This window comes from Streptomyces bluensis (genome assembly GCF_014650715.1).
GTDB classification, from domain to species: domain Bacteria; phylum Actinomycetota; class Actinomycetes; order Streptomycetales; family Streptomycetaceae; genus Streptomyces; species Streptomyces bluensis.
Genome location: NZ_BMVM01000001.1, coordinates 660,241 through 681,892 on the forward strand (window position 1 = coordinate 660,241; position 21,652 = coordinate 681,892).

The following is a 21,652-nucleotide window of genomic DNA, read 5'->3' on the forward strand; positions in this document are numbered from 1 at the left end:
ACTCAAGAGCAACGCTCACGCAGCCCGCCGCCCTCAGGAGGATTCGCCATGTCCACGTACGTCAAGAAGCCCGACTGGTTCACCGTCAACGTCCTCAACCGCGTCGTCGCCTGGCTGACGGGCCGCGGCGTCAGTGTCTGGGGCTCCCGGGTGCTCGCCGTCCGTGGCCGCAAGAGCGGGCAGTGGCGCACCACCCCCGTCAACCTGCTGACCGTGGACGGCGTGCAGTACCTCGTCGCGCCGCGCGGTCACGTCCAGTGGACGCACAACATGCGGGCCGCGGGCGGGGGCGAACTGCGCCTCGGGAAGAACGTGGACGTGTTCACCGCGACCGAGGTCGCCGACGACGACAAGGTTCCGCTGCTGCGGGCCTACCTCAAGAGGTGGAAGGCCGAGGTGGGCGCGTTCTTCAACGGCGTGGGCCCCGACTCGCCCGAAGCGGAGCTGCGCCGGATCGCCCCCGACCACCCCGTGTTCCGGATCACCGTCAAGCCGTGATCCACACCGGAGCCGCCGGTTCGTTCAGCGGTCGAGCGCGGTCAGGGCGCGCTGGGCCATCGGATGACTGCGGACGATCTCGCCCAGCGAGGTCGATCCGCGCGTGATGTCCACGAAGGCCTTCCAGGCGGGGCGGAAGCCGGTGAGGGCCGCGTGGAAGAGACCGGGACGGCGCTGGAAGGCCGTCAGTAGCCGCTTGCCGACGCTCATCTCGACGCCGAGCCCCGCCTTGATCGCGAACGCGTAGTTCAGGGCCTGACGCCGGGTGTCCACCGCGTCGTGCGCCTCCGCGATCCGCACCGCCCACTCCCCCGCGAGCCGCCCCGACCGCAGCGCGAACGAGATGCCCTCGCGGGTCCACGGCTCCAGCAGCCCCGCCGCGTCCCCGCACACCAGCACCCGCCCCCGCGACAGCGGCGAGTCGTCGGCACGACAGCGCGTCAGGTGCCCCGAGGAGACGCTCGGTTCGAAACCGGCGAGGCCGAGCCGCCCGATGAAGTCCTCCAGGTACCGCTTCGTGGCGGCGCCTTCACCTCGCGCGGAGATGACCCCCACCGTCAGCGTATCGCCCTTGGGGAAGACCCACCCGTAACTGCCGGGCATCGGGCCCCAGTCGATGAGCACCCGCCCCTTCCAGTCCTCGGCGACGGTCTCCGGCACCGGGATCTCCGCCTCCAGACCGAGATCGACCTGGTCGAGTTTCACCCCCACATGCGCTCCTATGCGGCTGGCGCTGCCGTCCGCGCCCACCACGGCCCGCGCGAGCAGCGTCTCGCCCCCTTGCAGGACGACGGCGACCGTGCGCCGGTCCGGCACCGCCGAGCCGTGCTGCTCGACCCGGGAGACGGTGACGCCCGTGCGCAGCTCCGCGCCCGCCTTCTGTGCGTGCTCGACGAGCTGGTGGTCGAACTCGGGCCGGTTGATCAGCCCGAACAGCATCTGCTTGGAGCGGCGCGTACGCGAGAAGCGGCCGTCCAGCGAGAACGTGACCGCGTGCACCCGGTCCCTGAACGGCAACTCGAAGCCGGGTGGCAGCGCATCGCGCGAGGGGCCGATGATGCCGCCGCCGCACGTCTTGTAGCGGGGCAGCTCCGCCTTCTCCAGCAGCAGGACGCGACGTCCCGCGACCGCCGCCGCGTAGGCCGCCGAGGCCCCCGCGGGTCCCGCGCCCACCACGACGACGTCCCACACCCGCTGCACGTCGTCCGCCGAAGAGTTCTCGCTGCTCACGATGGCCTACTGCTCCCGATCCAACCGCCTGCCGCATCTGACCCCCGCATCCTACGGCGGGCATCCCCGCAGGCCACTGTGGGAGTATCGGCAGGCGCGTGCGCCCTACACAGGTCAGCGCGTACGCATCCGCGTACCCAGAAGCACAACGTCGCACCCACGAGGAGCGTGCCCATGTCGTCGAATCCGGTCGCCGAGACCGTCGCCTCGCTGCTGCCGCGCGCGCGGCAGGAACTCACCGAGCTGGTGGCCTTCAAGTCGGTGGCGGACTTCGCACAGTTCCCGAAGAGCGAGAGCGAGGGCGCCGCGACCTGGGTGGCGGACGCGCTGCGCGCCGAGGGCTTCAGGGACGTCGCGCTGCTCGACACCCCCGACGGCACGCAGTCGGTGTACGGGTATCTGCCGGGGCCCGAGGGCGCGAAGACGGTCCTCCTCTACGCCCACTACGACGTGCAGCCGCCACTGGACGAGGCCGCCTGGGTCAGCCCGCCGTTCGAGCTGACAGAGCGGGACGGCCGCTGGTACGGGCGCGGCGCGGCCGACTGCAAGGGCGGCGTGATCATGCACCTCCTCGCGCTCCGGGCCCTGAAGGCGAACGGCGGTGTCCCCGTCCACGTCAAGGTGATAGCCGAGGGTTCGGAGGAACAGGGCACGGGCGGTCTGGAGCGGTACGCCGAGCAGCACCCCGAGGTGCTCGCCGCGGACACGATCGTCATCGGCGACGCCGGCAACTTCCGGGTCGGTCTGCCCACGGTCACCTCGACGCTGCGCGGCATGACCATGGTGCGCGTGCGGATCGACACCCTGGAAGGCAACCTGCACTCGGGGCAGTTCGGCGGCGCGGCCCCCGACGCGCTCGCCGCGCTGATCCGCGTCCTGGACTCGCTGCGCGCCGAGGACGGCTCGACGACGGTCGACGGGCTCACGGCCGACGCGCAGTGGGACGGCCTGCGGTACGAGGAGGAGCAGTTCCGCAAGGACGCCAAGGTGCTCGACGGAGTGGAGCTGATCGGCTCGGGCACGGTCGCCGACCGTATCTGGGCCCGCCCGGCCGTCACCGTGCTCGGCATCGACTGCCCGCCGGTGGTGGGCGCGACCCCGTCCGTGCAGGCGAGCGCCCGCGCGCTGATCAGCCTGCGGGTCCCGCCGGGCGTGGACGCTGCCGGGGCGACGAAGCTGCTCCAGGCCCACCTGGAGGCGCACACCCCGTGGGGCGCGCGGGTGCACTGCGAGCAGATCGGACAGGGACAGGCGTTCCGCGCGGACACCTCCAGCCCGGCGTACGAGGCGATGGCCGACGCGATGGCGGTCGCCTACCCGGGCCAGGAGATGAGTTACGCGGGACAGGGCGGCTCGATCCCGCTGTGCAACACTCTCGCCGCCCTCTACCCGGAGGCGGAGATCCTCCTCATCGGCCTGAGCGAGCCGGAGGCGCAGATCCACGCGGTCAACGAGAGTGTGTCTCCCGAGGAGTTGGAGCGCCTCTCGGTGGCGGAGGCGCTGTTCCTGCGCAACTACGCGGCGAACTAGGCGCGTTGCCTGGAGGCCGGGGGGACCGCGGTCACACGGGTACGCCCGCCTCCAGGTACAGCACGGCGCCGCGTTCCCGCGCCCGCAGCGCCCACCGCAGCCGCTCGTAGCGCACGGGCGGCAGCAGGTCGGCGGCCTCCTCCTCGGTGACGAAGCGCCAGCCGCGCAGTTCGGTGCCGGGAAGGACGGGCCGCTGGTCCCTCTCGGTGAGGCGCCCGCCGTCGTACAGCAGACGCAGTCCTCCGTATCCCGGGGGCACGGGCTGCTCCCAGTCCACGACCAGCAGCCGGGGGACGTCGTGGAGCCGTATGCCGGTCTCTTCCGCGACCTCCCGCATGCCCGCCCGCGCGGGCGCCTCGCCGGGTTCGACGACGCCCCCGGGGAACTCCCAGCCCGCCTTGTACGTCGGATCGACGAGCAGGACCCGGTCCTGCTCGTCGAACAGCAGGACGCCCGCGGCGAGGGTCTCGGTGGTGGGCTCGGGGGTCTGCACGATGTCGCACGCGGGTACGTCTCCGGTGCGGACGGCCTCGGCGATGTGCCGAGCCGTCTGGTACGGGGTCTGGGCACTGGTGTCGACGAGGTGGGCGTCGGCGGTGAGCCAGGAGCCGAGGGCCGCGTGGTACGGCTCGATGTGGTCGTACGCCCACTGCCGGACCTGCATCTCGCCGTCGGGCAGGTCCCGGGGGATCTCCCGGCCGGCTATTCGCTCACGCAGGATCGTTTCAGCCGGGGCGAGCAGGACGTGCAGCACCGGAATCCGGCGCGAGGCGAAGCCGCCGAAGATCTCGTCGCGGTAGTCCTGGCGCAGCAGGGTCATGGGGACCACGAGGGTTCCGCCGAGTTCGGCGAGCAGGGCGGCCGCGGTGTCCACCACGAGCCGTCGCCAGCTCGACAGATCCTGGAAGTCGCCGACCTCGGCGAGGCGCTTGGCCGGCAGCAGATGGGTGAGTGCGCCGCCGATGACCTCGGGGTCGAAAAGCGTGCTGTTCGGGATCAGTTCGATCAGTTCCCGTGCGGTAGTCGTCTTCCCCGCACCGAACGCACCGTTGATCCAGACGATCACGGTTCCCCCTCTTCTGTTGGCCCCCTGAGGCTTGCCCGCTTCGGCCTGCCACGGAAACCAGCCGGTTTTGAGGCGCCGCACACACGACGCCCAGCGGGACCGCTACCCGCCGGGGCCGGGGCGGATGCGGATCCTGCGCGTCCCTGGAGTCTCACGGACAACCCTGGATCCGGACGACTAGCCATGGCCCTGCTGGGAAACAGCAGCGGTGGACGGATAATTCGCTGAACCGATCCGCTGCAGAGGGGGCGGGGAAGGCGAAATGGCGACCGAGCCGCGATGGAGCGACAAGCTGCCTTCCGAGGATTCGCAGAGGTGTCACGCCGCCTTCGGCGGCGTGCCGGGTGATGTGACCGGGGCCCGACTGGCCACGGAGAAGTTCCTTCGTGCCGTGGCGCATGCCTCGCCGCCGACGGCACCCGAGCACTGGGACGACGTTCTGCTCGTCGTCAACGAACTGGCCGCCAACGCGGTCCAGTACGCTCCGGGGCCGTTCGAGCTGACGATGCGGCGCACGTTCGACGGTGTGCACGTGACCGTGCACGACACGAGCACCACACCTCCCGCGCCGCGCCCCTTCCACCCCAAACACGGCGGGGGCGGCATCGGCTGGCATCTGGTGCACACACTGTGCACGCAGGTCAGCGTGGTGGTGCGGGACGACGGCAAGGACGTGCACGTCTTCCTGCCCTGGTGAGGGTTTTCATGCCCTGGTGAGGGTCTGCCTGACCAGGTGGGACCAGGGGCGACGTCCGAGGCGGCGTCCCCCGCGTGACGATCGGCGCCTCACCTCAGCGGTACGAGCACGCTGATGGTCTTGCCTCCCTGGGAACGGCGTTCGATGTTGATGTCCCGTGCCAGGCGGATGATCAGCGGCCATCCGTATCCGTTGCCCACGTGACCGTGGGGCAGCGCGCCCTGGCCGTAGGCGACGGCGGGGACGACGTCGCTGTAGTCGTGCACGCTCAGCCGGACTCCCTCGCGGGTCGGAGTCACCTCGAACCCGGCGATGCCACCGCCGTGCCGTATCGCGTTCGTCACCAACTCCGAGACCACCAGCAGCAGGTCGATGACGGCCTCTTCACTGGCCCGGCGGCCAGGCCTGTCCCACCACTCACGCACCACGTCCCGTGCCAGCTGCCGCGCCGACGCGGCACTCGTGACGGCCACCTGCGGCTGCGGCACCCCGCCTCGCGCACCGGCGCGCGGCAGGCAGGTGTCCGTCTGGACGTCCGTGTCGTGGGGCGTTCGGGGGAAGGCGCTGTCTCCGCTCGTGCGGCGTTCCACAGGCTTCATCGCTTCTTCGCCCCCGTCCCGGACGCCCCCGATTCTTCTGGTTCGTCACTCATCATTGAATCCCGCATACCCGCTCGGGCCCGAAGCATGGCGTACGGAATCGCCGTGCGTCACCGGCCACGCCGTCCTGAAGCGGGGAGCCGACCTGATCTCGTTCCTTGTGGCCGCCACAGTGATCTTCTCCGCCTCGCTGTCGATGTGCGTGACGAGGCCCGCGGGCACCAGCAGATGCCGGCCGAGAGCGTGCGACGGCCCGTCGGTGAGGGAGACGTACGCCTGCACCTCAGCGCGCGACGAACGCGCGTCGAGTTGTCCGGCGACGTCCACGGCCCCGCAGGGCGGCGGTGCGCGGTGATCCTCGCGTCGAGGAGGCCCTCGCCAAGGTCCTCGCTCGCACGGGCAGGCGGTGACCAGCGGTCCCGCCCGGACGGCTCCTCACCGCGCACCACCGCGACGAACCCGCGGGCTCACGCCTTGACCGGCACACCGCCGACCGTGGGTTCGTACGCTGCGGCGAGCTGAGTCTGGTTCACCAGGTGTGCCGGTTCTTCGTCAGGCGGGACGGGACCGGTCGCCGCTGTCACGGCGGACGTGCGGCTTCTGCGCGCCGAGGGCCTCGTCGCGTACCCGTGCGCAACTGCGGCTGATCAGACGGGAGACGTGCATCTGGGAGATGCCCAACTGGTCGGCGATGCGGCTCTGGGTCATGTCCTGGAAGAAGCGCATGTAGAGGATGGCTCGCTCCCGTTCGGGCAGTTGCCGCAGCCCTTCCTTCGCGGCCTCGCGGTCGACGACGGTGTCGTACGACGTGTCGCAGGCGCCGAGGGTGTCCGCGAGGCTGTACCCGTCGTCTCCCGATGCCACCTCCGCGTCCAGGGACAGCGTGCTGTAGCTGTCCAGCGCCTCCATTCCGGCGGTCACTTCCTCCTCCGTGAGCTTCGTGTGAGCCGCGATCTCGGCGACGGTCGGTGTGCCGGAGCCGGCGGTCTGGCTGATTTCACGGCGGGCGACGCGTACCTTGTTGCGCAACTCCTGTACGCGCCGGGGGACGCGGAGTGCCCACATCCGGTCGCGGAAGTGGCGCTTGATCTCACCTGTGATGGTGGGAACGGCATAGCTTTCGAACGCTCCGCGTTCGGGTTCGAACCGGTCAATGGCCTTCAGCAGCCCGACCGCCGCGACCTGCCGCAGATCCTCCAGGGACTCACCGCGGTTGCGGAACCGGCTCGCGATGCGATGGGCCATGGGCAGCCAGGCCTTGACCAGTTCGTCCCGCAGCGCCTCGCGCTCGGGCCCCTCCAGTGCCGCCAGCCGGACGAAGTCGGCGATGGTGTCGGGGGCGTCGTCGTGTATCCGCTGCCCCGGCCCGTGGGGACGCGCGGACACACCGGAACCGTTTGCAGAAGTCTCAACGAGCATGCGGAATCGCTCCTGAACGACGATTTCAGGGGGACTTGCCGCGGGGAAGGGTGCGCGGGGCGAAGAGGCCCCGAATCGGGCACACCCCTCCCGTCGGCGCGCCTCTGGTCCGAAGCACGGATTCCCGCCTGCCCGGCAGCCGCGTGGACAAACAACGGTCCGCCCGTACGTCGTGACACATGCTCGGCGGAGCGACGACTTCACGACACCCCGCCCCGACGATGCACCTTCCACATGCGGAGGAGTGGTTCGCCCTAACCGGGGCAGGCGAGTGGAGACATCGGAGACTCGGGCGATTGGGGTGGACGGCATGGCAGCCGTGACGGCAGCGCGGACAACGGCCACGGTGGGAGGGACTGTAACGGAGGAGGAGGCGCCGCTGCCGCTCATCGACGCCCCGTCGAAGATAGGGCCGAAGGACGCGCGTGAGCTGTCGCGCCGGTTCTTCGACCGGCTGGCGGTGCTGGAAGAGGGCACGCCCGAGTACCAGTACGTGCGCAACACGCTGATCGAGATGAATCTCTCCCTCGTGCGGTACGCAGCCTCGCGCTTCCGCGGCCGCGAGGACTCGCTGGAGGACATCGTCCAGGTCGGGACGATCGGGCTGATCAAGGCGATCGACCGGTTCGAGATCTCCCGCGAGGTCGAGTTCACCACGTTCGCCGTGCCGTACATCGTCGGCGAGATCAAGCGCTTCTTCCGGGACACCAGCTGGGCGGTGCACGTGCCGCGGCGTCTTCAGGAGGCCCGGGTCGAACTGGCGAAGGCCACGGACGAGTTGCGGTCCCGCCTGGGCCGCACTCCGACCACGCGTGAGCTCTCCCAGCTGATGTCCCTGTCGGAGGAAGAGGTCATCGAGGCGCGCAAGGCGGCCAACTGCTACAACTCCGCCTCCCTCGACGCCGTGCTCGGCTCCGACGACGCCCAGGACGGCAAGACCGTGCTGGCCGACGTCATCGGTGAGGAAGACCCGTCGCTGGAGCTCGTCGAGGACTTCCACTCGCTGGCGCCCCTGATCACCCAGTGCGACGAGAGGGAACGCCGGATCCTCCACATGCGCTTCGTCGAGGAGCTCACCCAGTCGCAGATCGCCGGGCACCTGGGCGTCTCGCAGATGCACGTCTCACGGCTGATCAGCCGCATCATCAAGCGCCTGCGCAAGGGGCTGCTGGAATCCGACGTGGCCTGACATCGCCCACGGCCTCCCACAAGCCGCCCGCTCGCCCTGGAGTCCCGCCGACCGGAGTCGGCGGGACTCCAGGGCATGTTCACCGCACATGGCCGGCCGGTGACGCGCCTTTCCCGACCGGCACCGCGCGCATCGGGCGTAGAGGGATCAGCGCGGTGATGCGTTTACCGCCGGCCGGCAGAGGCGACACCGCCACGTCGCGGGACAGCCGACGGACGATCGGCCAGCCGCGGCCCCCGGTCCGCCATCGGCCGTGGTCGTCGACCGCGGCCGACGTCACGGGGAGCCGGTGGTCGCCGTCGCTCACCGACACGTACAGGTCCCGGCCGACGAGGCCGACGTCGAAATCCGTGACGCCGCCGCCGTGCAGCATCGCGTTGGTGGTCAGTTCCGACACCACGAGCAACGCGTCCGAGAGCACGTCCTCGTCGCAGCCGGTGCCCGCCGTATGCTCGGACAGCACCCGCCTGACGGCTTCACGTGCCTCCCGCGGGTTCCGCGGCCCTCGACGGTCCCGTCCCGGAACGGTGGGGCGCTCTGCGGTGTCTACCCGGTATTGCTCACGCATCCTCTCGCTCCCTGAGGGGAATGGGGGGGGCCGGGCCGGACCACTGCGGCGCCGGCAGTCCCGTACCGTCCCGTCACCCCGGGGGCGTCCCGCCCGCACCCATACGCGCGGTCCGTGACGCCCGTTCTGTACCTTTGTCTCCTTTACTTCGGCTGACCGCTTCGGGGCGTCCGAAACCACTGCACGCCCTGATGGGCGGGAATCGCCCACAGAGCCCGCCTCCGTGCGGCCGGCGACGGCGGCGCGAACCGCCCGGTCAGGGGAAGTGCACTGTATGTCCACTCGAATCGCGGGTATACGCACGAGCACGTCACCCGTGGTGAGCAACGCAAGCCCATCACCGCACCATGCGATGCATCGAAGCGCCACTTCGGGGTAACCGGACCCGAACCGGTAACGCCTGTGGGAGGTACTTGTGTCTGTTGCCCAGAATCCGTTGTCGATCAAGGTGACGCTGCCGCGGGAGGACGCCGCGCTGCTCAGCATCGAGGGCGATCTGGACATCGATACCGCGACCGAGCTCCAGCATCATGTGGCGAACCAACTCCACCACGGTCGGCGCCACTTCCTGCTCGACGTCTCCTCTGTGCCCTTCATGGACTCGTCCGGCATGAACATCATCCTGCGGGTCTACCAGGAGGTACGGCAGATCTCCGGGGGCGTGTACGTGATCTCCCCGACCCCGGCCGTGCGGCGGATCCTGGACCTCACCGGCGTCAGCCTCACCGTGCAGACGGTGGAGAGCACCGATGAGGCACTGGCCGCCCTGGACGACCCGCGTACCGACAGCGCGCCGGCGGATTCCGAGCAGACCGGCCCGGTGCGCTCCGAACAACCGGGAGACTCCCCGTCCCAGTAGGGCCCCGCCCGCCGGACCCCGAACTCCGCGACGCCGCGGGGTCGTTCGTCCGCCGCGAGCAGCCTTGGCAGCGCCAACAGTTGTCGTTTGACAACTATGGCCGTGAGGCAACAGAGTGAGCCAGAACAAGCGCGGGAGGTGTGAGATGCGCGGGGACGGAGCCTCATGTCAGGCACTCCCGCCGCTGCTTCAGGCGCTCTGGACGTCGGGCGCGTCACCCGCGTGGATCTGTGCCGCCGCGGCGCCGCAGAACGCCTCCAGGCCCTCCAGCAGCGCGGTGCGCTTCGCGGTGGGCATCTGCGCCAGTACGGACTCCAGGGCGCTCTCACGGCGGTCCCGCAACGTCGCCAGGAAGGACCGGCCGCGCCGGCTCAGCCGCAGACACAGTTCACGACGACTGGAGGCACTGGGCTTCCGCTCCAGGAAACCGACGGCTTGCAGGCGGTCGCACAGTCTGCTCGTCGAGGACGGCGTGGAGCCCAGGGCGTCCGCGAGCACACGGAGGTTGATGCCCTCGTTGTGTTCCAGGATGAACAGCACGCGGATCTGCGAGGCGGACACCGGAGCTGTGGAAGCCCGACCCCACACGACCTCCAGCAGCTCCGCCGCCTGTGAGGTCATACGTGCCAGCTCGTCCGGCCGTGGATGCGAGGAGGAAGAGGGCACGTCCCCACTCTTGCATCGTTCTCGAACAGTGTCAGCCCTCGACGGCGGACAGTCCGGACAGAACACCGGAAACAGGCACAGGAGTACAGCAGGAGTACAGACGGACGGCGTCCGCGGCGACGCGGGACCAGCGCCGTCACACTGGAGAGATTGGCGTGTCCGACATCGTTAACAGGTTGGCGGCGGCCGAGCGGGCCCTGCGCTCCGCGGATCCGCACCAACTGGTGGACGCGGTCCGCCAGGTGCTGTGCGAGGACTACGCGGCCAAGTCCGTCGACCTCCTCATGGCCGACTACGGACTCACCGTGCTGCGAAGCGTCCCCGCGCCCGCCTGCTCGCCGGAGTCTCTGCCAGTGCACGGCAGCCCGGCCGGACGGGCCTTCGGGGCCCAGGAGCCGTTCGTGGAGCAATGCGGCGACGGGCAGGTGCGCGTGCACCTCCCGGTGTCGGTGCGCGGCGACCGGCTCGGCGTGCTGACCATCACGATGGACTCCGCCGACCGGGCCGAGGAGTGCCGCGCCGAGCTGGCCGAGATCGCGGAGGTCCTGGGGCACGAGATGATCGTCGCGGAACGGGACACCGACGTGTACCTCAGGGCGCGACGCACGGACCGCCTCACGCTGGCGGCGGAGATGCAGTGGCAGCTGTTGCCGGGCCGTTCGTGCGCGCGCCCGGAATACGCGCTCGGCGGCCAGTTGGAGCCCGCCTACGCGATCTTCGGTGACAACTTCGACTGGTCGGCGAGCGCGGACCGCCTGATGGTGTACATCACCGATGGCATGGGCGAGGGCATCGAGGCCGCGCTGCTGACCAACCTGGGGATCAACGCGCTGCGCAACGCCAGGCGAGCGGGCCTGTCCATCGCCGACCAGGCCGCCCTGGCCGACCAGGCGATCCACGCCCACTACCGTGGCCATGCCCACCTGTCCGTGCTCCTGCTGGACCTGGACCTGGCCACCGGGCGCCTCCAGGTCATCGACGCCGGCTCACCCCGGATGCTGCGCCTGCGCGAAAGGAATGTCATACCCGTCGACTTCGAGGCGCAACTCCCCCTCGGCATGTTCGAGGAAACCGACTACGTGGCCCAGGAGTTCCAGGTCGAACCGGGTGACCGGCTGGTCTTCGTCAGCGACGGGGTGTACGGGGTCGCCGCACCCGGTGGCGAGACGTACGGGGAGCGGTCCCTGGCGCGGGCCATCGCATCCGCCGGCCTGCTCCCGGCGGCCGAAGTGCCAGGGGCCGTCCTGAGGGAGTTGTCCGGTCACCGCGGTTCCGTCGAGGCCGACGACGACGCGCTCGTGGTCTGCCTGGACTGGTTCGGGCGGTCGTGAGGCCATGAGACCCACAAGACCAAGGCCGTACGGCCCGAACCGCCGGGCACCACGGCGAAGTTGTCATGGACCAGAGCGTGTCTACCGTTCTCGGGCAGCAAGCAAGAGGTCGCAACCGACAGGCTCTCCGCTGAGGCCGGGGCAGCGCACAACAGGTGAGGAGGAGCCGTGCCGGAGCAGGTAGCGGCAGGACACCAGGAGACACCGGCGCAGGAGGTGGGGGACTTCCTGCGCCGACGTCGGGAGCAGATCGCCCAGCGGTGGGCCGACGCGGCGCTGTTCCGCACCGTCTTCACCGTCTCCCGGGAGGAGGCGGTGGAAGCGGGCCGGGCCGTGGTGGAGGCGCTGGCCGCGGTGGCCGCCGCCGAACGCGTGGAGGAGCAGGAGGCCGACGGCTTCTCCGTCGTACGCGAACAGCTCGCGCGGATGGCGGCTTCACGTTCCCGTGCCGGCTCGACGAACAGTCAGATCTCAGTCGAGGTGGACGCGTTGCGGATGCCCGTCGTCGACCTGCTCATCGCCGAACTAGAGGGCCGGCCGGCCGAGGACGTGCGGGACTGCACGACCGCCCTCACCGTCCTGATGGGCACGCTGCGCCTGGTCGTCCTGGAGACACTGCTGAGCGCGGGGCAGGAGCTCATCAACCGGCAACACCTGCAACTGCTCGAAGTGGCCACGCCCGTGATCAAGTTGTGGGAGGGCATCGTCGCCGTGCCGCTCATCGGCACCCTCGACAGCGCCCGCAGCCAGGTGGTGATGGAAACCCTCCTGGACTCGATCGTGGAACAGCACGCGCGCTTCGCGATCCTCGACATCACGGGTGTGCCGACCGTCGACTCCCTCGTCGCGCAGCACCTGATGAAGACCGTCGCGGCAGCACGTCTGATGGGAGCGGAGTGCATCGTCTCCGGCATCCGGCCCGCCATCGCCCAGACCATCGTCCACCTCGGCATCGACCTGGGCACGGTGAAGACGCAGGCGAGCCTCGCGGACGCCCTCGGCTACGCACTGCGCAAGCAGGGCGCACACATCGTGCCCCAGGACCCGCACCACGCGGGGTCCCGGTGACCGGCGCGTTCCCCTCCCCTTACGGAGGACAGCTACCCGTCCTGAGGATCGGTGACGTCCTCCTCGTCACGCTCCAGGGCGACCTGCACGACGGCACGGCGGAACAGCTCCAGGAGGACGTCAGCGAGGCCGCCGCCGACAGCCGGGTCAAGGGCGTGGTCATCGACCTGTCCGGCGTGGAGATCGTCGACTCGTTCCTCGGCCGGGTCCTCAGCGACATCGCGGCCAAGACCCGGCTCCTCGCCGCGGAGACCGTGGTGGCCGGGATGCGCCCCGCCGTGGCGATCACACTCGTGGAACTGGGCCTGACCCTTCCGGGGCTGCGTACGGCACTCAGCTCCGACGAGGCCATACGCCTCCTCGGCGAAGTCTCGATCTCCCCCCGGCACGAGCGCACACGCCAGGAGAGTCCCTGATGCAGACAGCCGGCGGTGTCTCCGCATGCCTGCCGATCCACTCGGACCTGGATCTGGTGTGGGTACGGCAGCATGTGCGGCAGGCCGCTGCCCAGTTGGGGTTCGGTCTGGTGGCGCAGACGAAACTGGTCACCGCCGCCAGCGAGTTGGCCCGCAACACCCTGGTCCACGGTGGCGGAGGACAGATGGAGTGCGCGCCGGTGAGCAGGGGCGGCGGGCAGGGGCTGCGGCTCTCGTTCAGCGACGAGGGGCCGGGCATCCCGGACCTCGACCAGGCCCTGCGTGACGGCTACACCTCCGGTGAAGGGCTGGGCATGGGTCTCGGGGGAGCACGGCGCCTGGTGCACGAGTTCCATGTCGACAGCCGCCAGGGCAGGGGGACGACCGTGACGGTGACGTCCTGGGTCTCGGGTCCTCCGCGGCCGCGTGAGGAGCAGTGATGCCGCGGGTCTGGGAGGTTCCGGTGCACGACTCGACCCGCGTACGCGACGTGCGCGTGGCGACGGAGGAGGCGGCGGCCCGGGCGGGACTCGACGAGGACCGCACCGCGGGCGCCGCCCTCGTGGCCACCGAACTCGCGACGAACCTGCTGAAGCACGCGGACGGCGGGCGGATACTCCTGGACCTCGTGGACTCCGCCCTCGTGGCACCCGGTCAGGAGCCCACTCCCGTCGTGCAGATCCTGGCGGTCGACCACGGCCCGGGCATGCACGACATGGTGACCGCCCTGCGCGACGGCTACTCGACCACCGGCTCGCTGGGTGCCGGTCTCGGAACCTGTCGGCGGGTCGCCGACGACTTCGACCTGCACAGCGTTCCGGGGCGCGGGACGGTCGCACTGGCGCGGATCGGTGCCCGCCGGGGCCGTTCCGGCACCGCGGGGCGCCCGGCCCTGCCCTCGGTGAGGGCCGGCGGTGTCAACGTCCCTTTCGCCGGGGCGGAGTACTCGGGCGACGCCTGGGCAGGGATCCGATCGGGCACCCGCGTGACGCTGATGCTGGCCGACGGTCTGGGCCACGGCCCGGACGCGGCACGCGCGTCCTCGGCCGCGGTGGAGGAACTGCGCCGTTCGGCCGATCTGCCGCCGGCGGAGATCCTGCGGCAGCTGGACGGTGCGCTGCGCGACACCCGTGGTGCGGCGGTGGCCGTGGCCCAGCTGGATGTCGCCGCCGGACAGCTGCACTTCGCCGGGGTCGGGAACATAGGAGCCCGGCTGTGCCGCGGCGACAGGTGGCAGCACCTGCTCTCGCATCCGGGGATCGTTGGCGCCCACCAGTCGGCGAGGGTGCCCCAGCACCGGGTGGGTTGGGAGGACGACTGCCTTCTGGTACTGCACAGTGACGGTCTGCCGAGCCGCTGGAGTCCCGGTCCGGCGGCGCACAGCCCCTTCCTCGACCCCGCTGTCGTGGCCGCCGTGATCGTGCGTGACGCGAGCAGTTCCGCCCGGCCCGTGCGCGACGACACTGCGGTCGCCGTACTGTGCCCCGTCCCACCGGACCGAACCTCATGAGCCGTACCTGGAACGTCAGCACCGTCACTGACGCCGCGCGGGCCCGGATCGCCACCGCCCGGCTCGCCACCGCATGCGGTGTGACGGCCGTCGAGCGCACGCGTCTGGTGACCGCCCTCACCGCGCACCTGCGCCAGTGCCTGACCAAGGGCGGTGAGTGGCGGCTCGGCGTGCAGGTACCCCCTTCCCAGGGCGGGAGCGGCCGGTTCGTCGTGGAGGTGGCGTCGGCTGCGCACCGGCCGCCCGACGCCCAGCCGCCCTGGCGCGTCACGGCGTCCTTCCCCGTGAACGGCGACGGCTCCGGGGCGGAGCCTGTGGGCGACGATGCGGAGACGCTGGCGGAGGCCCTGTTCAGCGCCGACGAGGACGCGGCCGTGCTGCTGGAGAAGCTCGACGAGCAGGAACAGTTGGTCGCCTTCCACCGTGAGGAGCTCCACCAGACCAACCAGGGCGTCCTGGCCCTGCACGCCGAGCTGGACGCGGCCGGGCGGGCACAGCGGGAGCTCTTCGCCGCCGAGCAGAAGGCCCACGCGGAGGCGGAGCAGGCCCGTGGCCGTCTGACCTTCCTGGCCGATGCGAGCGCCGCTCTCACGGCCTCCCTCAACCACGACGCGATCGTGCGGCTCCTGCCAGGGCTGCTGGTGCCCCGGTACGCCCGTACCGTCGACGTGTGGCTGTTCGCCGAAGGGGAGGACGAAGGGGCCGACGAGCACCGCAGCAGACCGCATCCAGCCGCCGCCGTCCTCGCGGCACGGCGGGGGCGCCCCCAGTACGCCGCCGACCATCCCGGCGGTCTGCCCGGCGTCGACGACCAGCCGCCTTCCGCGCTCGAACCCGGCCGGCCGCTGCTGTGCATCCCCCTGCTGACCCGGGGGGCGCCCCTGGGCGTGCTGACGCTGTCGCCCCCCGAGGAGCGCTGGGACGCCGACGACGCCGTCATGCTGATCGAGCTCACCCGGCGGGCCAGCATCGCCCTGGAGAACGCCAGGCGCTTCGAGCACAACCGCGACATCGCCGAGACGCTGCAGCGGGCGCTGCTCACGGACCTGCCCACGACACCCGGCCTGCACCTGGCCGCACGCTATCTGCCGGCCACACACGGTCTGAACATCGGCGGGGACTGGTACGACGCCTTCCGCCAGCCCGACGGCAGCCTGATCACCGTCATCGGCGACGTGACGGGACACGGTCTGCACGCCGCCGTCATGATGAGCCAGCTGCGCACCGCCCTGCGAGCCTACGCCGTCGACGGCGGCAGTCCCGGGGAGTTGCTCACGCGCCTGCACACCTTCCTGCACCATCTGCAGCCCGATCTGTACGCCACGGCCGTCATCGCGCGCTTCCACCCCGACGACCCGACCCTGACCTGGGCCGCCGCGGGCCATCCGCCACCGGTCCTGCGTACGCCCGACGGGCAGGTCCACACGCTCGATGCCAAACCGGGTGCCATGCTCGGCATCCCCCTCCAGCAGGAGATCGGCGACCACACCGTGCCCCTCCCGCCCGGCTCGACGCTGGCGCTCTACACGGACGGTCTGGTCGAGCGCCGCGCGCAGGGCATAGATCCGGGGATCCGGCGACTCGCGACGGCGCTGGAGGTCTTCGAGGCGACCGACCTCGACCGGGACCTGGAGGGCTCGGCCGACCGGCTCCTGCAGCCTCTGCTGCACGACTCCGAGCACGACGACGACGTGTGTCTGCTGCTCTGCCACATCCGCAGCGAAGCGGCGAGGGTCAGGGAGGCGTCGCCCTCCGGCACACGCCTGTGACCGGGAGGCCGACGGTCGTCGGCCTCATCAGCGGTCGGCCCGCGTGTCCCTGCCCGGCCGGGTGTCCACCGGGGCCTGGGCCTTGTGGAAGGCCCGCAGGATCTCCACCAGCATGGTGCGTCGGCCCGGTGGCAGACCGTCGAGTGCCGTGTTGACGTACGCGGACAGCCGGTGGGTGACATCGGTGAGGTACCTGCGGCCGTCTGCCGTGACCACCAACTGCACCTCTCGCCGGTCGTCGGGCTGCATGTTCCGCTGCAGCAGTCCGGCTGCCTCCAGCCGGTCGCACATCCTGCTGGCGGTGGGCAGTCCGATGTCCAGTTGCTCGGCCAGTGCGGTGAGGTTCAGTTCGGGCCGGTGGCGCACGATCCGCAGGGCCCGCACCTGGCGGGCGGGCAGGCGAGGCGTGACGTCTTCCACGGCGGCGAACCAGAACGCCACCAGGTTCTCCACCGCGTCGACCACGTGCTGGCCGGCCGCGTCACCGCATGAGCGGGGGGCTTCCTCGGAGCCCACCGCCCGTCACCCTCCGTAGACCCTCGACCACTGGGTCCGGAGCTGTCTGGGCCAGGCCGGGACCACCGGCCGACGACACCCCCTCGCAGCACCGGCGGAATCGTGCCGGTCCCGACGGACTGGACGGATTCGCGGTATGCAAAAAGCTCCAGCGGTACCCACGAACGCTTCTCTCTCAGTCAACTCCGACCAACAACCTGGTCATGGCCAAGGGCCTACCCGGAGCGCCCGTGAGTACACGGGGCGTCTCACATCCTCCGGGTGGCCCCTCGACGGGCCGGTCATAGATCCGTGGGTAGTCCGCTCGCCTGGGCGATGCCGCGCAGTTCCTCGTCTTCCCGGTAACGGGCGCGGATGCAGTCAGCGATGTCCTTGCGCCGCTCCGGGTCGGCCGCCGTGTCGGGATCGGTGACGACCCGGACGGGCTCACTGCCCTCGATCTCGATCTGGATGAGTTCGTTGTCGACGCGCCCTGTGACGGCGGTGGCGATGACCAGTGCGGCCTCGTCGCGGACCGTCTGTGAGACCTCGTCGGCGACTTCGTCGGCCAGGTCCTGGCCGATCGGTCCGGACTCCTCGGAGTCGAGCGCCCTCAGCACCGGCTCGACCATGCCCAGCAGGAGCTCGTACTCCTCGGAGGTCATGCTCATGCGCAGGAGGCCCAGGTGGATGTCCAGGGCCTCACTCTGGGGTGGGAGATTCGGCTCGTTCATGATGTTCGGGTTCCCCGATATCCGGGTCGCTCCCAGAAAACCTCAAGAGACACACGGGGATGGCCCTCGCCCGGCGCCAGGGCGCCGGGCGAGGGCCGGCCTCCACGAACCTTCCCCGGACGGCCCAGTCTCGTGAACGCTCCTCGACAGCCCGAGTCGTCGGGTCAGCCGTTGCGGCTGGTGCCGCTTCCCTCGTGGCCGCTGTGCCCTTCCTGGCCGAGCGCGTCGTCGGCGGTCGTCCGGTCGAGAGTGCTGTGGGCGTCGTCCACGTCCCGGTTGCCGAGGGCGTCCGTGTCGAGACCGTGGGACGGCGTGATGGCCGCGACGACGAAACCGGTGGCCAGGGAGGCAATGGCAAGCATGCTGCGCTTCTTCATGGCGTGTTCAACTGCGGAACCGGCCCGGGGTCACGTATCCGTCGGACGGAACAGCGGAAAAGGAATGGCGGAAGAGGGACGGAGTCGTGCTGGGGTCCCTGGCATGCTCGCGTGCACACCACGCGGGGACGGTGATGTGCACCGTCCACCTGGCGGCCGGCAGGGCACCGGATGCATTCCGTCGGTCAAATTCACCCTGACATCCGATGACCGATCAGGCCCTTGCCCACCAGAGCACTCTCGACTCCCCTTCCACCTCGCTCCCGTGCGTTCTACCGTAAGCCCGCACAGATGACGCGGACATGAAGACCTCCCATCTTTCGCGAGGACGAAGGAGCGTAACGATGCGTCACCTTCCCACCCGCACAGCTCACCGAAGACTGGCCGGAGCGTTCACCGCGGGGTTGCTGGCTCTCGCCGGACTCTCCGTACCGGCCGCGGCCACCCCCGCCGTGTACCCGACCACCCCCGCCCTGGACGACGGCCTCGCCCTCACCCCGCCGATGGGGTTCAACAACTGGAACTCCACGCACTGCCGGGCGGAGTTCAACGAGGCCATGGTCAAAGGCATCGCGGACCTGTTCGTCGACAAGGGACTCAAGGACGCCGGGTACGAGTACGTCAATCTCGACGACTGCTGGGCACTGCCGCAGCGGAACGCGGACGGCAAACTGGTGCCCGACCCCGTGCGCTTCCCGAACGGGATCAAGGCGGTCGCGGACTATGTGCACTCCAAGGGCCTCAAGTTCGGCATCTACACCAGCGCGGGCACGAAGACGTGCAGCAGCGTCGGGTTCCCGGGCGCGCTGGGCCACGAGTACAGCGACGCACGGCAGTTCGCGGACTGGGGCGTCGACTACCTCAAGTACGACAACTGCAACAACCAGGGCGTGGACGCCAAGCTGCGCTACACGACCATGCGCGACGCGCTCCGGGCTGCCACTCAGGAAACTGGCCGCCCCATCGTCTACAGCATCTGCGAGTGGGGCCAGAACAAGCCCTGGGAGTGGGCCGCGGACATCGGTCAGCTGTGGCGCACGACGGGTGACATCAGCGACAACTGGGGGTCGATGCTGTCGATCCTGAAGCAGAACCTGCCGCTCGCGCCCTACGCCGGCCCCGGGCACTGGAACGACCCGGACATGCTGGAGGTCGGCAACGGCGGGATGACGGACACCGAGTACCGCACCCACTTCTCGATGTGGTCGATCATGGCGGCACCGTTGCTGATCGGCTCCGATCTGCGGTCGGCCTCCGACGAGACCTTCGACATCCTGGGCAACCGGGAGGTCATCGCGGTGGACCAGGACCCGCTGGGCAAGCAGGGCACCGTCGTGTCGTCCGAGGGCGGTCGCTGGGTCGTCGCCAAGGAGATGAAGGACGGCAGCCGGGCCGTGGCCCTCTTCAACGAGACGGGCAGCGCACAGCGGATCACGACGACGGCCGCAGCGGTGGGTCTTCCCGAGGCCGACGCGTACACCCTGCGTGATCTGTGGCAGCACAAGAGCTACAACACCGCGGGCACCATCTCGGCGACCGTCCCCGCGCACGGCACCGTCCTGTTCCGTGTCCGGACCGACGACAGGTGGGCCGCGCACCCTCCGGCCGTCGAACTCGGCCTGGAGGGCGGCGCGTTGATCGAGGCGGGCCGGCCGGCCGCGCTCACGACCACGGTCACCGACCTCGGCCGCACTCCGGCGAAACGCGTCTCCGCCACGCTGTCCGGACCGGCGGGGTGGGCGGTGCGGCCGACCTCGCCCACCACCGCGGGCGTACTGCCGACGGGACGCTCCCTGCGTACGTCGTGGGAGGTGACCGCACCGGAGGGCACGACCACGGGCGCGTACGACCTGACGCTCAAGGCGACGTACCGGTCCACGACCGGGGTGCGGGCCGAGAACGTGGTGCCGCTGCGGTTCTCCGTGGTGGCGGCGCCGCCCCCGGGCACGTCGTACCTGAGCGATCTGCCGTGGCTGTCGACGGCCAACGGCTGGGGGCCCGTCGAGCGCGACACCAGCAACGGCGAGAGCGCGGCGGGCGACGGCAACCCGCTCACCGTCGGCGGAACCGTGTACGCGAAGGGGCTCGGTGTCCACGCGCCGAGCGCCGTCGAGTACTACACGGGGAGTGCCTGTGAGACGGTCACGGCCCAGGTGGGTGTCGATGACGAGGAGGGTGCCGACGGGTCCGTGGCGTTCGAGATCCATGCGGACGGTACGACGGTCGCGGCTACGGGGACACTGACCAACGCCCAGGCCGCGCAGCGGATTTCAGCCGATGTGAGCGGCGCCCGGGTGGTCTCGCTCGTCGTCACGGACGGCGGCGACGGCACGACCTCGGACCACGGGGACTGGGGGGATGCGCAGCTGACTTGCTGACGAAGGGGCCGTCGCCCCCGCCGCCCTCGTCCGTCCCTTCCCTGGGCGGCTGCCCCAGACCCCCGCTCTTGGCCTGAACAACCTTGTCCTCAAACGCCGGACGGGCTGGAAATCCAGCCCCGGCCGGACAAATTCAGCCCCTCCGGCGTTTGAGGAGCGGGGGCTCGGGGGCTGGCCCCCGAAACGGGGTCCGGGGCGGAGCCCCTGGGATGGGACGGGTAGGGGCGGCGGGGGCGTTCGTCGGCTTTTGCAGTCTGACTCACAAACGGCAGACCGGCACCCGGCCAACGGGCCCCCGCCCCTCACGCCGACGTGACGCTCGGCCTCCGGGCCAGCGCCGCCGCGGCCGAGCCGACCAGGCCCGCGTCCGTACCCATCTGCGCGGGCGTCACCGTGAGCCGCTGGACGAACGACAGCGTGGCGTAGTCCTTGAGCGCCGCACGCAGCGGAGCGAACAGCACGTCCCCCGCCTTCCCCACTCCCCCGCCGATCACGGCGATGTCGATCTCGACGAGCGTCGCGGTGGCGGCGATCCCGGCCGCCAGGGCCTGGGCGGCCCGCTCGAAGGAGGCCAGGGCCACCGCGTCGCCGGCTCGCGCGGCGGCGGCCACCGCGGCGGCCGAGGTGTCGCCGTCGGGACCCGGCCGCCACCCGTCCTCCAGGGCACGACGGGCGATGTTGGGCCCGCTCGCGACGCGCTCCACGCAGCCACGCGAGCCACACGGGCAGAGATCACCGTCGATGTCGACGCTGATGTGGCCGATGTGACCGGCGTTGCCAGTGGGTCCTGGGTGCAGTTGCCCGTTCAGGACGAGTCCGCCGCCGACCCCCGTCGACACGACCATGCACAGCGCGTTGTCGTGGCCGCGCGCCGCACCCTGCCAGTGCTCGGCGGCCGTGATGGCCACGCCGTCACCGATCAGCTCGACGGGCAGGTCACCCGTGGCCGCGCGTACCCGCTCGACCAGCGGGTATCCGCGCCAGCCGGGCACGTTCACCGGGCTCACCGTGCCCGCGGAGGCGTCCACGGGGCCCGCGCTGCCGATACCGAGCGCGCGCGCCCTGCTCCACAGCGCAGAGGCCGTCAGCTCGCCGAGCACCTCTTCGACGGCCCCCATCACGGTGTCGCCGTCCTCCTGCGCGGGCGTCGCACGCTGCGCGCGCACCAGGATCCGGCCCTGGCCGTCCACCAGCGCTCCGGCGATCTTGGTGCCGCCGATGTCGAGCGCGGCCACGAGGTCGGTGTGCATCAG

23 protein-coding genes are annotated in these 21,652 nt (G+C 70.6%); 12 read left to right on the forward strand and 11 right to left on the reverse strand.

The features are described from left to right. Positions 1-48: 48 nt before the first annotated feature. Positions 49-498 (forward strand): nitroreductase family deazaflavin-dependent oxidoreductase, encoded by a 450-nt coding sequence (locus IE262_RS03005; protein ID WP_134030454.1) that lies wholly within the window; start codon positions 49-51, stop codon positions 496-498. Between the two features lie 24 nt (positions 499-522). Here IE262_RS03005 and IE262_RS03010 read toward each other — a convergent pair whose 3' ends face one another. After that, the gene (locus IE262_RS03010; protein ID WP_134030457.1) at positions 523-1,728 is read right to left on the reverse strand and encodes a geranylgeranyl reductase family protein; all 1,206 of its coding nucleotides are present in this window, start codon (positions 1,726-1,728) and stop codon (positions 523-525) included. Between the two features lie 174 nt (positions 1,729-1,902). Here IE262_RS03010 and IE262_RS03015 point away from each other — a divergent pair, with 174 nt between their 5' ends. Beyond that, on the forward strand, positions 1,903-3,258 hold the full coding sequence (locus IE262_RS03015) for a dipeptidase (RefSeq protein ID WP_134030460.1): 1,356 nt from the start codon (positions 1,903-1,905) through the stop codon (positions 3,256-3,258). 31 nt (positions 3,259-3,289) lie between these two features. On the opposite strand, the gene IE262_RS03020 is transcribed toward IE262_RS03015, so the two are convergent. Next, positions 3,290-4,324 (reverse strand): NUDIX hydrolase, encoded by a 1,035-nt coding sequence (locus IE262_RS03020; protein ID WP_189871052.1) that lies wholly within the window; start codon positions 4,322-4,324, stop codon positions 3,290-3,292. A gap of 262 nt (positions 4,325-4,586) precedes the next feature. Between IE262_RS03020 and IE262_RS03025 the strand changes: the two genes are divergently transcribed. Next, positions 4,587-5,021 carry an ATP-binding protein gene (locus tag IE262_RS03025; RefSeq protein ID WP_189871054.1) on the forward strand — a complete coding sequence of 145 codons (435 nt, stop codon included), beginning with the start codon at positions 4,587-4,589 and terminating at the stop codon, positions 5,019-5,021. An 89-nt stretch (positions 5,022-5,110) separates the two neighbouring features. Here the strand turns inward: IE262_RS03025 and IE262_RS03030 are convergent, their stop codons facing one another. From IE262_RS03030 to IE262_RS03040, 3 genes are all read right to left on the reverse strand, one after another. After that, entirely contained in the window at positions 5,111-5,620 is a 510-nt protein-coding gene (locus IE262_RS03030; protein WP_189871057.1) for an ATP-binding protein, read from the reverse strand. A 45-nt stretch (positions 5,621-5,665) separates the two neighbouring features. Then, positions 5,666-5,947 carry a hypothetical protein gene (locus IE262_RS03035; protein WP_189871059.1) on the reverse strand — a complete coding sequence of 94 codons (282 nt, stop codon included), beginning with the start codon at positions 5,945-5,947 and terminating at the stop codon, positions 5,666-5,668. 225 nt (positions 5,948-6,172) lie between these two features. Continuing rightward, complete coding sequence (locus IE262_RS03040) at positions 6,173-7,039, reverse strand: RNA polymerase sigma factor SigF (protein WP_189871060.1); 867 nt, start codon at positions 7,037-7,039, stop codon at positions 6,173-6,175. Positions 7,040-7,349: 310 nt separating this feature from the next. On the opposite strand from IE262_RS03040, the gene IE262_RS03045 reads away from it, so the two are divergent. Next, complete coding sequence (locus IE262_RS03045) at positions 7,350-8,228, forward strand: RNA polymerase sigma factor SigF (protein WP_189871062.1); 879 nt, start codon at positions 7,350-7,352, stop codon at positions 8,226-8,228. A gap of 79 nt (positions 8,229-8,307) precedes the next feature. Here the strand turns inward: IE262_RS03045 and IE262_RS03050 are convergent, their stop codons facing one another. Then, positions 8,308-8,796, reverse strand: a complete 489-nt coding sequence (locus IE262_RS03050; RefSeq protein WP_134030482.1) for an ATP-binding protein — start codon at positions 8,794-8,796, stop codon at positions 8,308-8,310. 415 nt (positions 8,797-9,211) lie between these two features. On the opposite strand from IE262_RS03050, the gene IE262_RS03055 reads away from it, so the two are divergent. Further along, positions 9,212-9,655: an STAS domain-containing protein gene (locus IE262_RS03055; protein WP_134030485.1), complete on the forward strand. Its 444-nt coding sequence runs from the start codon at positions 9,212-9,214 to the stop codon at positions 9,653-9,655. Between the two features lie 189 nt (positions 9,656-9,844). On the opposite strand, the gene IE262_RS03060 is transcribed toward IE262_RS03055, so the two are convergent. Beyond that, the gene (locus tag IE262_RS03060) at positions 9,845-10,276 is read right to left on the reverse strand and encodes a MarR family winged helix-turn-helix transcriptional regulator (RefSeq protein ID WP_134031616.1); all 432 of its coding nucleotides are present in this window, start codon (positions 10,274-10,276) and stop codon (positions 9,845-9,847) included. Positions 10,277-10,476: 200 nt separating this feature from the next. On the opposite strand from IE262_RS03060, the gene IE262_RS03065 reads away from it, so the two are divergent. The 6 genes from IE262_RS03065 (at position 10,477) to IE262_RS03090 (ending at position 16,415) form a co-directional block, all read left to right on the forward strand. Continuing rightward, the gene (locus tag IE262_RS03065; RefSeq protein WP_189871064.1) at positions 10,477-11,652 is read left to right on the forward strand and encodes a PP2C family protein-serine/threonine phosphatase; all 1,176 of its coding nucleotides are present in this window, start codon (positions 10,477-10,479) and stop codon (positions 11,650-11,652) included. 168 nt (positions 11,653-11,820) lie between these two features. Next, positions 11,821-12,720, forward strand: a complete 900-nt coding sequence (locus IE262_RS03070) for an STAS domain-containing protein (protein ID WP_189871066.1) — start codon at positions 11,821-11,823, stop codon at positions 12,718-12,720. Then, positions 12,717-13,136 (forward strand): STAS domain-containing protein, encoded by a 420-nt coding sequence (locus tag IE262_RS03075; protein ID WP_134030495.1) that lies wholly within the window; start codon positions 12,717-12,719, stop codon positions 13,134-13,136. The genes IE262_RS03070 and IE262_RS03075 overlap by 4 nt, the downstream gene beginning before the upstream one ends. Further along, on the forward strand, positions 13,136-13,576 hold the full coding sequence (locus IE262_RS03080; protein WP_189871068.1) for an anti-sigma regulatory factor: 441 nt from the start codon (positions 13,136-13,138) through the stop codon (positions 13,574-13,576). Before IE262_RS03075 ends, IE262_RS03080 begins: the two co-directional genes overlap by 1 nt. Beyond that, positions 13,576-14,646, forward strand: a complete 1,071-nt coding sequence (locus IE262_RS03085; protein WP_134030501.1) for an ATP-binding SpoIIE family protein phosphatase — start codon at positions 13,576-13,578, stop codon at positions 14,644-14,646. The genes IE262_RS03080 and IE262_RS03085 overlap by 1 nt, the downstream gene beginning before the upstream one ends. Beyond that, the gene (locus IE262_RS03090) at positions 14,643-16,415 is read left to right on the forward strand and encodes a PP2C family protein-serine/threonine phosphatase (protein WP_189871070.1); all 1,773 of its coding nucleotides are present in this window, start codon (positions 14,643-14,645) and stop codon (positions 16,413-16,415) included. The genes IE262_RS03085 and IE262_RS03090 overlap by 4 nt, the downstream gene beginning before the upstream one ends. Positions 16,416-16,442: 27 nt before the next feature. Here IE262_RS03090 and IE262_RS03095 read toward each other — a convergent pair whose 3' ends face one another. The 3 genes from IE262_RS03095 to IE262_RS03105 all read right to left on the reverse strand — a co-directional run bounded on the left by IE262_RS03095 (position 16,443) and on the right by IE262_RS03105 (position 18,021). Further along, entirely contained in the window at positions 16,443-16,931 is a 489-nt protein-coding gene (locus IE262_RS03095; RefSeq protein WP_134030507.1) for a MarR family winged helix-turn-helix transcriptional regulator, read from the reverse strand. Positions 16,932-17,212: 281 nt separating this feature from the next. Further along, positions 17,213-17,644, reverse strand: coding sequence for a hypothetical protein (locus IE262_RS03100; RefSeq protein ID WP_134030510.1), 432 nt, complete (start codon positions 17,642-17,644; stop codon positions 17,213-17,215). Between the two features lie 164 nt (positions 17,645-17,808). Continuing rightward, positions 17,809-18,021, reverse strand: coding sequence for a hypothetical protein (locus IE262_RS03105; protein WP_134030513.1), 213 nt, complete (start codon positions 18,019-18,021; stop codon positions 17,809-17,811). Between the two features lie 344 nt (positions 18,022-18,365). Between IE262_RS03105 and IE262_RS03110 the strand changes: the two genes are divergently transcribed. Further along, complete coding sequence (locus tag IE262_RS03110; RefSeq protein WP_189871072.1) at positions 18,366-20,399, forward strand: NPCBM/NEW2 domain-containing protein; 2,034 nt, start codon at positions 18,366-18,368, stop codon at positions 20,397-20,399. A 302-nt stretch (positions 20,400-20,701) separates the two neighbouring features. Here the strand turns inward: IE262_RS03110 and IE262_RS03115 are convergent, their stop codons facing one another. Then, a complete protein-coding gene (locus tag IE262_RS03115) occupies positions 20,702-21,649 on the reverse strand; it encodes an ROK family protein (protein ID WP_189871074.1) in 948 nt (315 codons plus the stop codon). Positions 21,650-21,652: the final 3 nt, after the last annotated feature.

Bases quoted from the DNA above. Each gene is read 5' to 3' on its own strand.
- IE262_RS03005 (WP_134030454.1), top strand. From the start codon at position 49: ATGTCCACGTACGTCAAGAAGCCCGACTGGTTCACCGTCAACGTCCTC.
- IE262_RS03015 (WP_134030460.1), top strand. From the start codon at position 1,903: ATGTCGTCGAATCCGGTCGCCGAGACCGTCGCCTCGCTGCTGCCGCGC.
- IE262_RS03025 (WP_189871054.1), top strand. From the start codon at position 4,587: ATGGCGACCGAGCCGCGATGGAGCGACAAGCTGCCTTCCGAGGATTCG.
- IE262_RS03030 (WP_189871057.1), bottom strand. From the start codon at position 5,620: ATGAAGCCTGTGGAACGCCGCACGAGCGGAGACAGCGCCTTCCCCCGA.
- IE262_RS03040 (WP_189871060.1), bottom strand. From the start codon at position 7,039: ATGCTCGTTGAGACTTCTGCAAACGGTTCCGGTGTGTCCGCGCGTCCC.
- IE262_RS03045 (WP_189871062.1), top strand. From the start codon at position 7,350: ATGGCAGCCGTGACGGCAGCGCGGACAACGGCCACGGTGGGAGGGACT.
- IE262_RS03050 (WP_134030482.1), bottom strand. From the start codon at position 8,796: ATGCGTGAGCAATACCGGGTAGACACCGCAGAGCGCCCCACCGTTCCG.
- IE262_RS03060 (WP_134031616.1), bottom strand. From the start codon at position 10,276: ATGACCTCACAGGCGGCGGAGCTGCTGGAGGTCGTGTGGGGTCGGGCT.
- IE262_RS03080 (WP_189871068.1), top strand. From the start codon at position 13,136: ATGCAGACAGCCGGCGGTGTCTCCGCATGCCTGCCGATCCACTCGGAC.
- IE262_RS03085 (WP_134030501.1), top strand. From the start codon at position 13,576: ATGCCGCGGGTCTGGGAGGTTCCGGTGCACGACTCGACCCGCGTACGC.
- IE262_RS03090 (WP_189871070.1), top strand. From the start codon at position 14,643: ATGAGCCGTACCTGGAACGTCAGCACCGTCACTGACGCCGCGCGGGCC.
- IE262_RS03100 (WP_134030510.1), bottom strand. From the start codon at position 17,644: ATGAACGAGCCGAATCTCCCACCCCAGAGTGAGGCCCTGGACATCCAC.
- IE262_RS03105 (WP_134030513.1), bottom strand. From the start codon at position 18,021: ATGAAGAAGCGCAGCATGCTTGCCATTGCCTCCCTGGCCACCGGTTTC.
- IE262_RS03110 (WP_189871072.1), top strand. From the start codon at position 18,366: ATGCGTCACCTTCCCACCCGCACAGCTCACCGAAGACTGGCCGGAGCG.
- IE262_RS03115 (WP_189871074.1), bottom strand. From the start codon at position 21,649: ATGCACACCGACCTCGTGGCCGCGCTCGACATCGGCGGCACCAAGATC.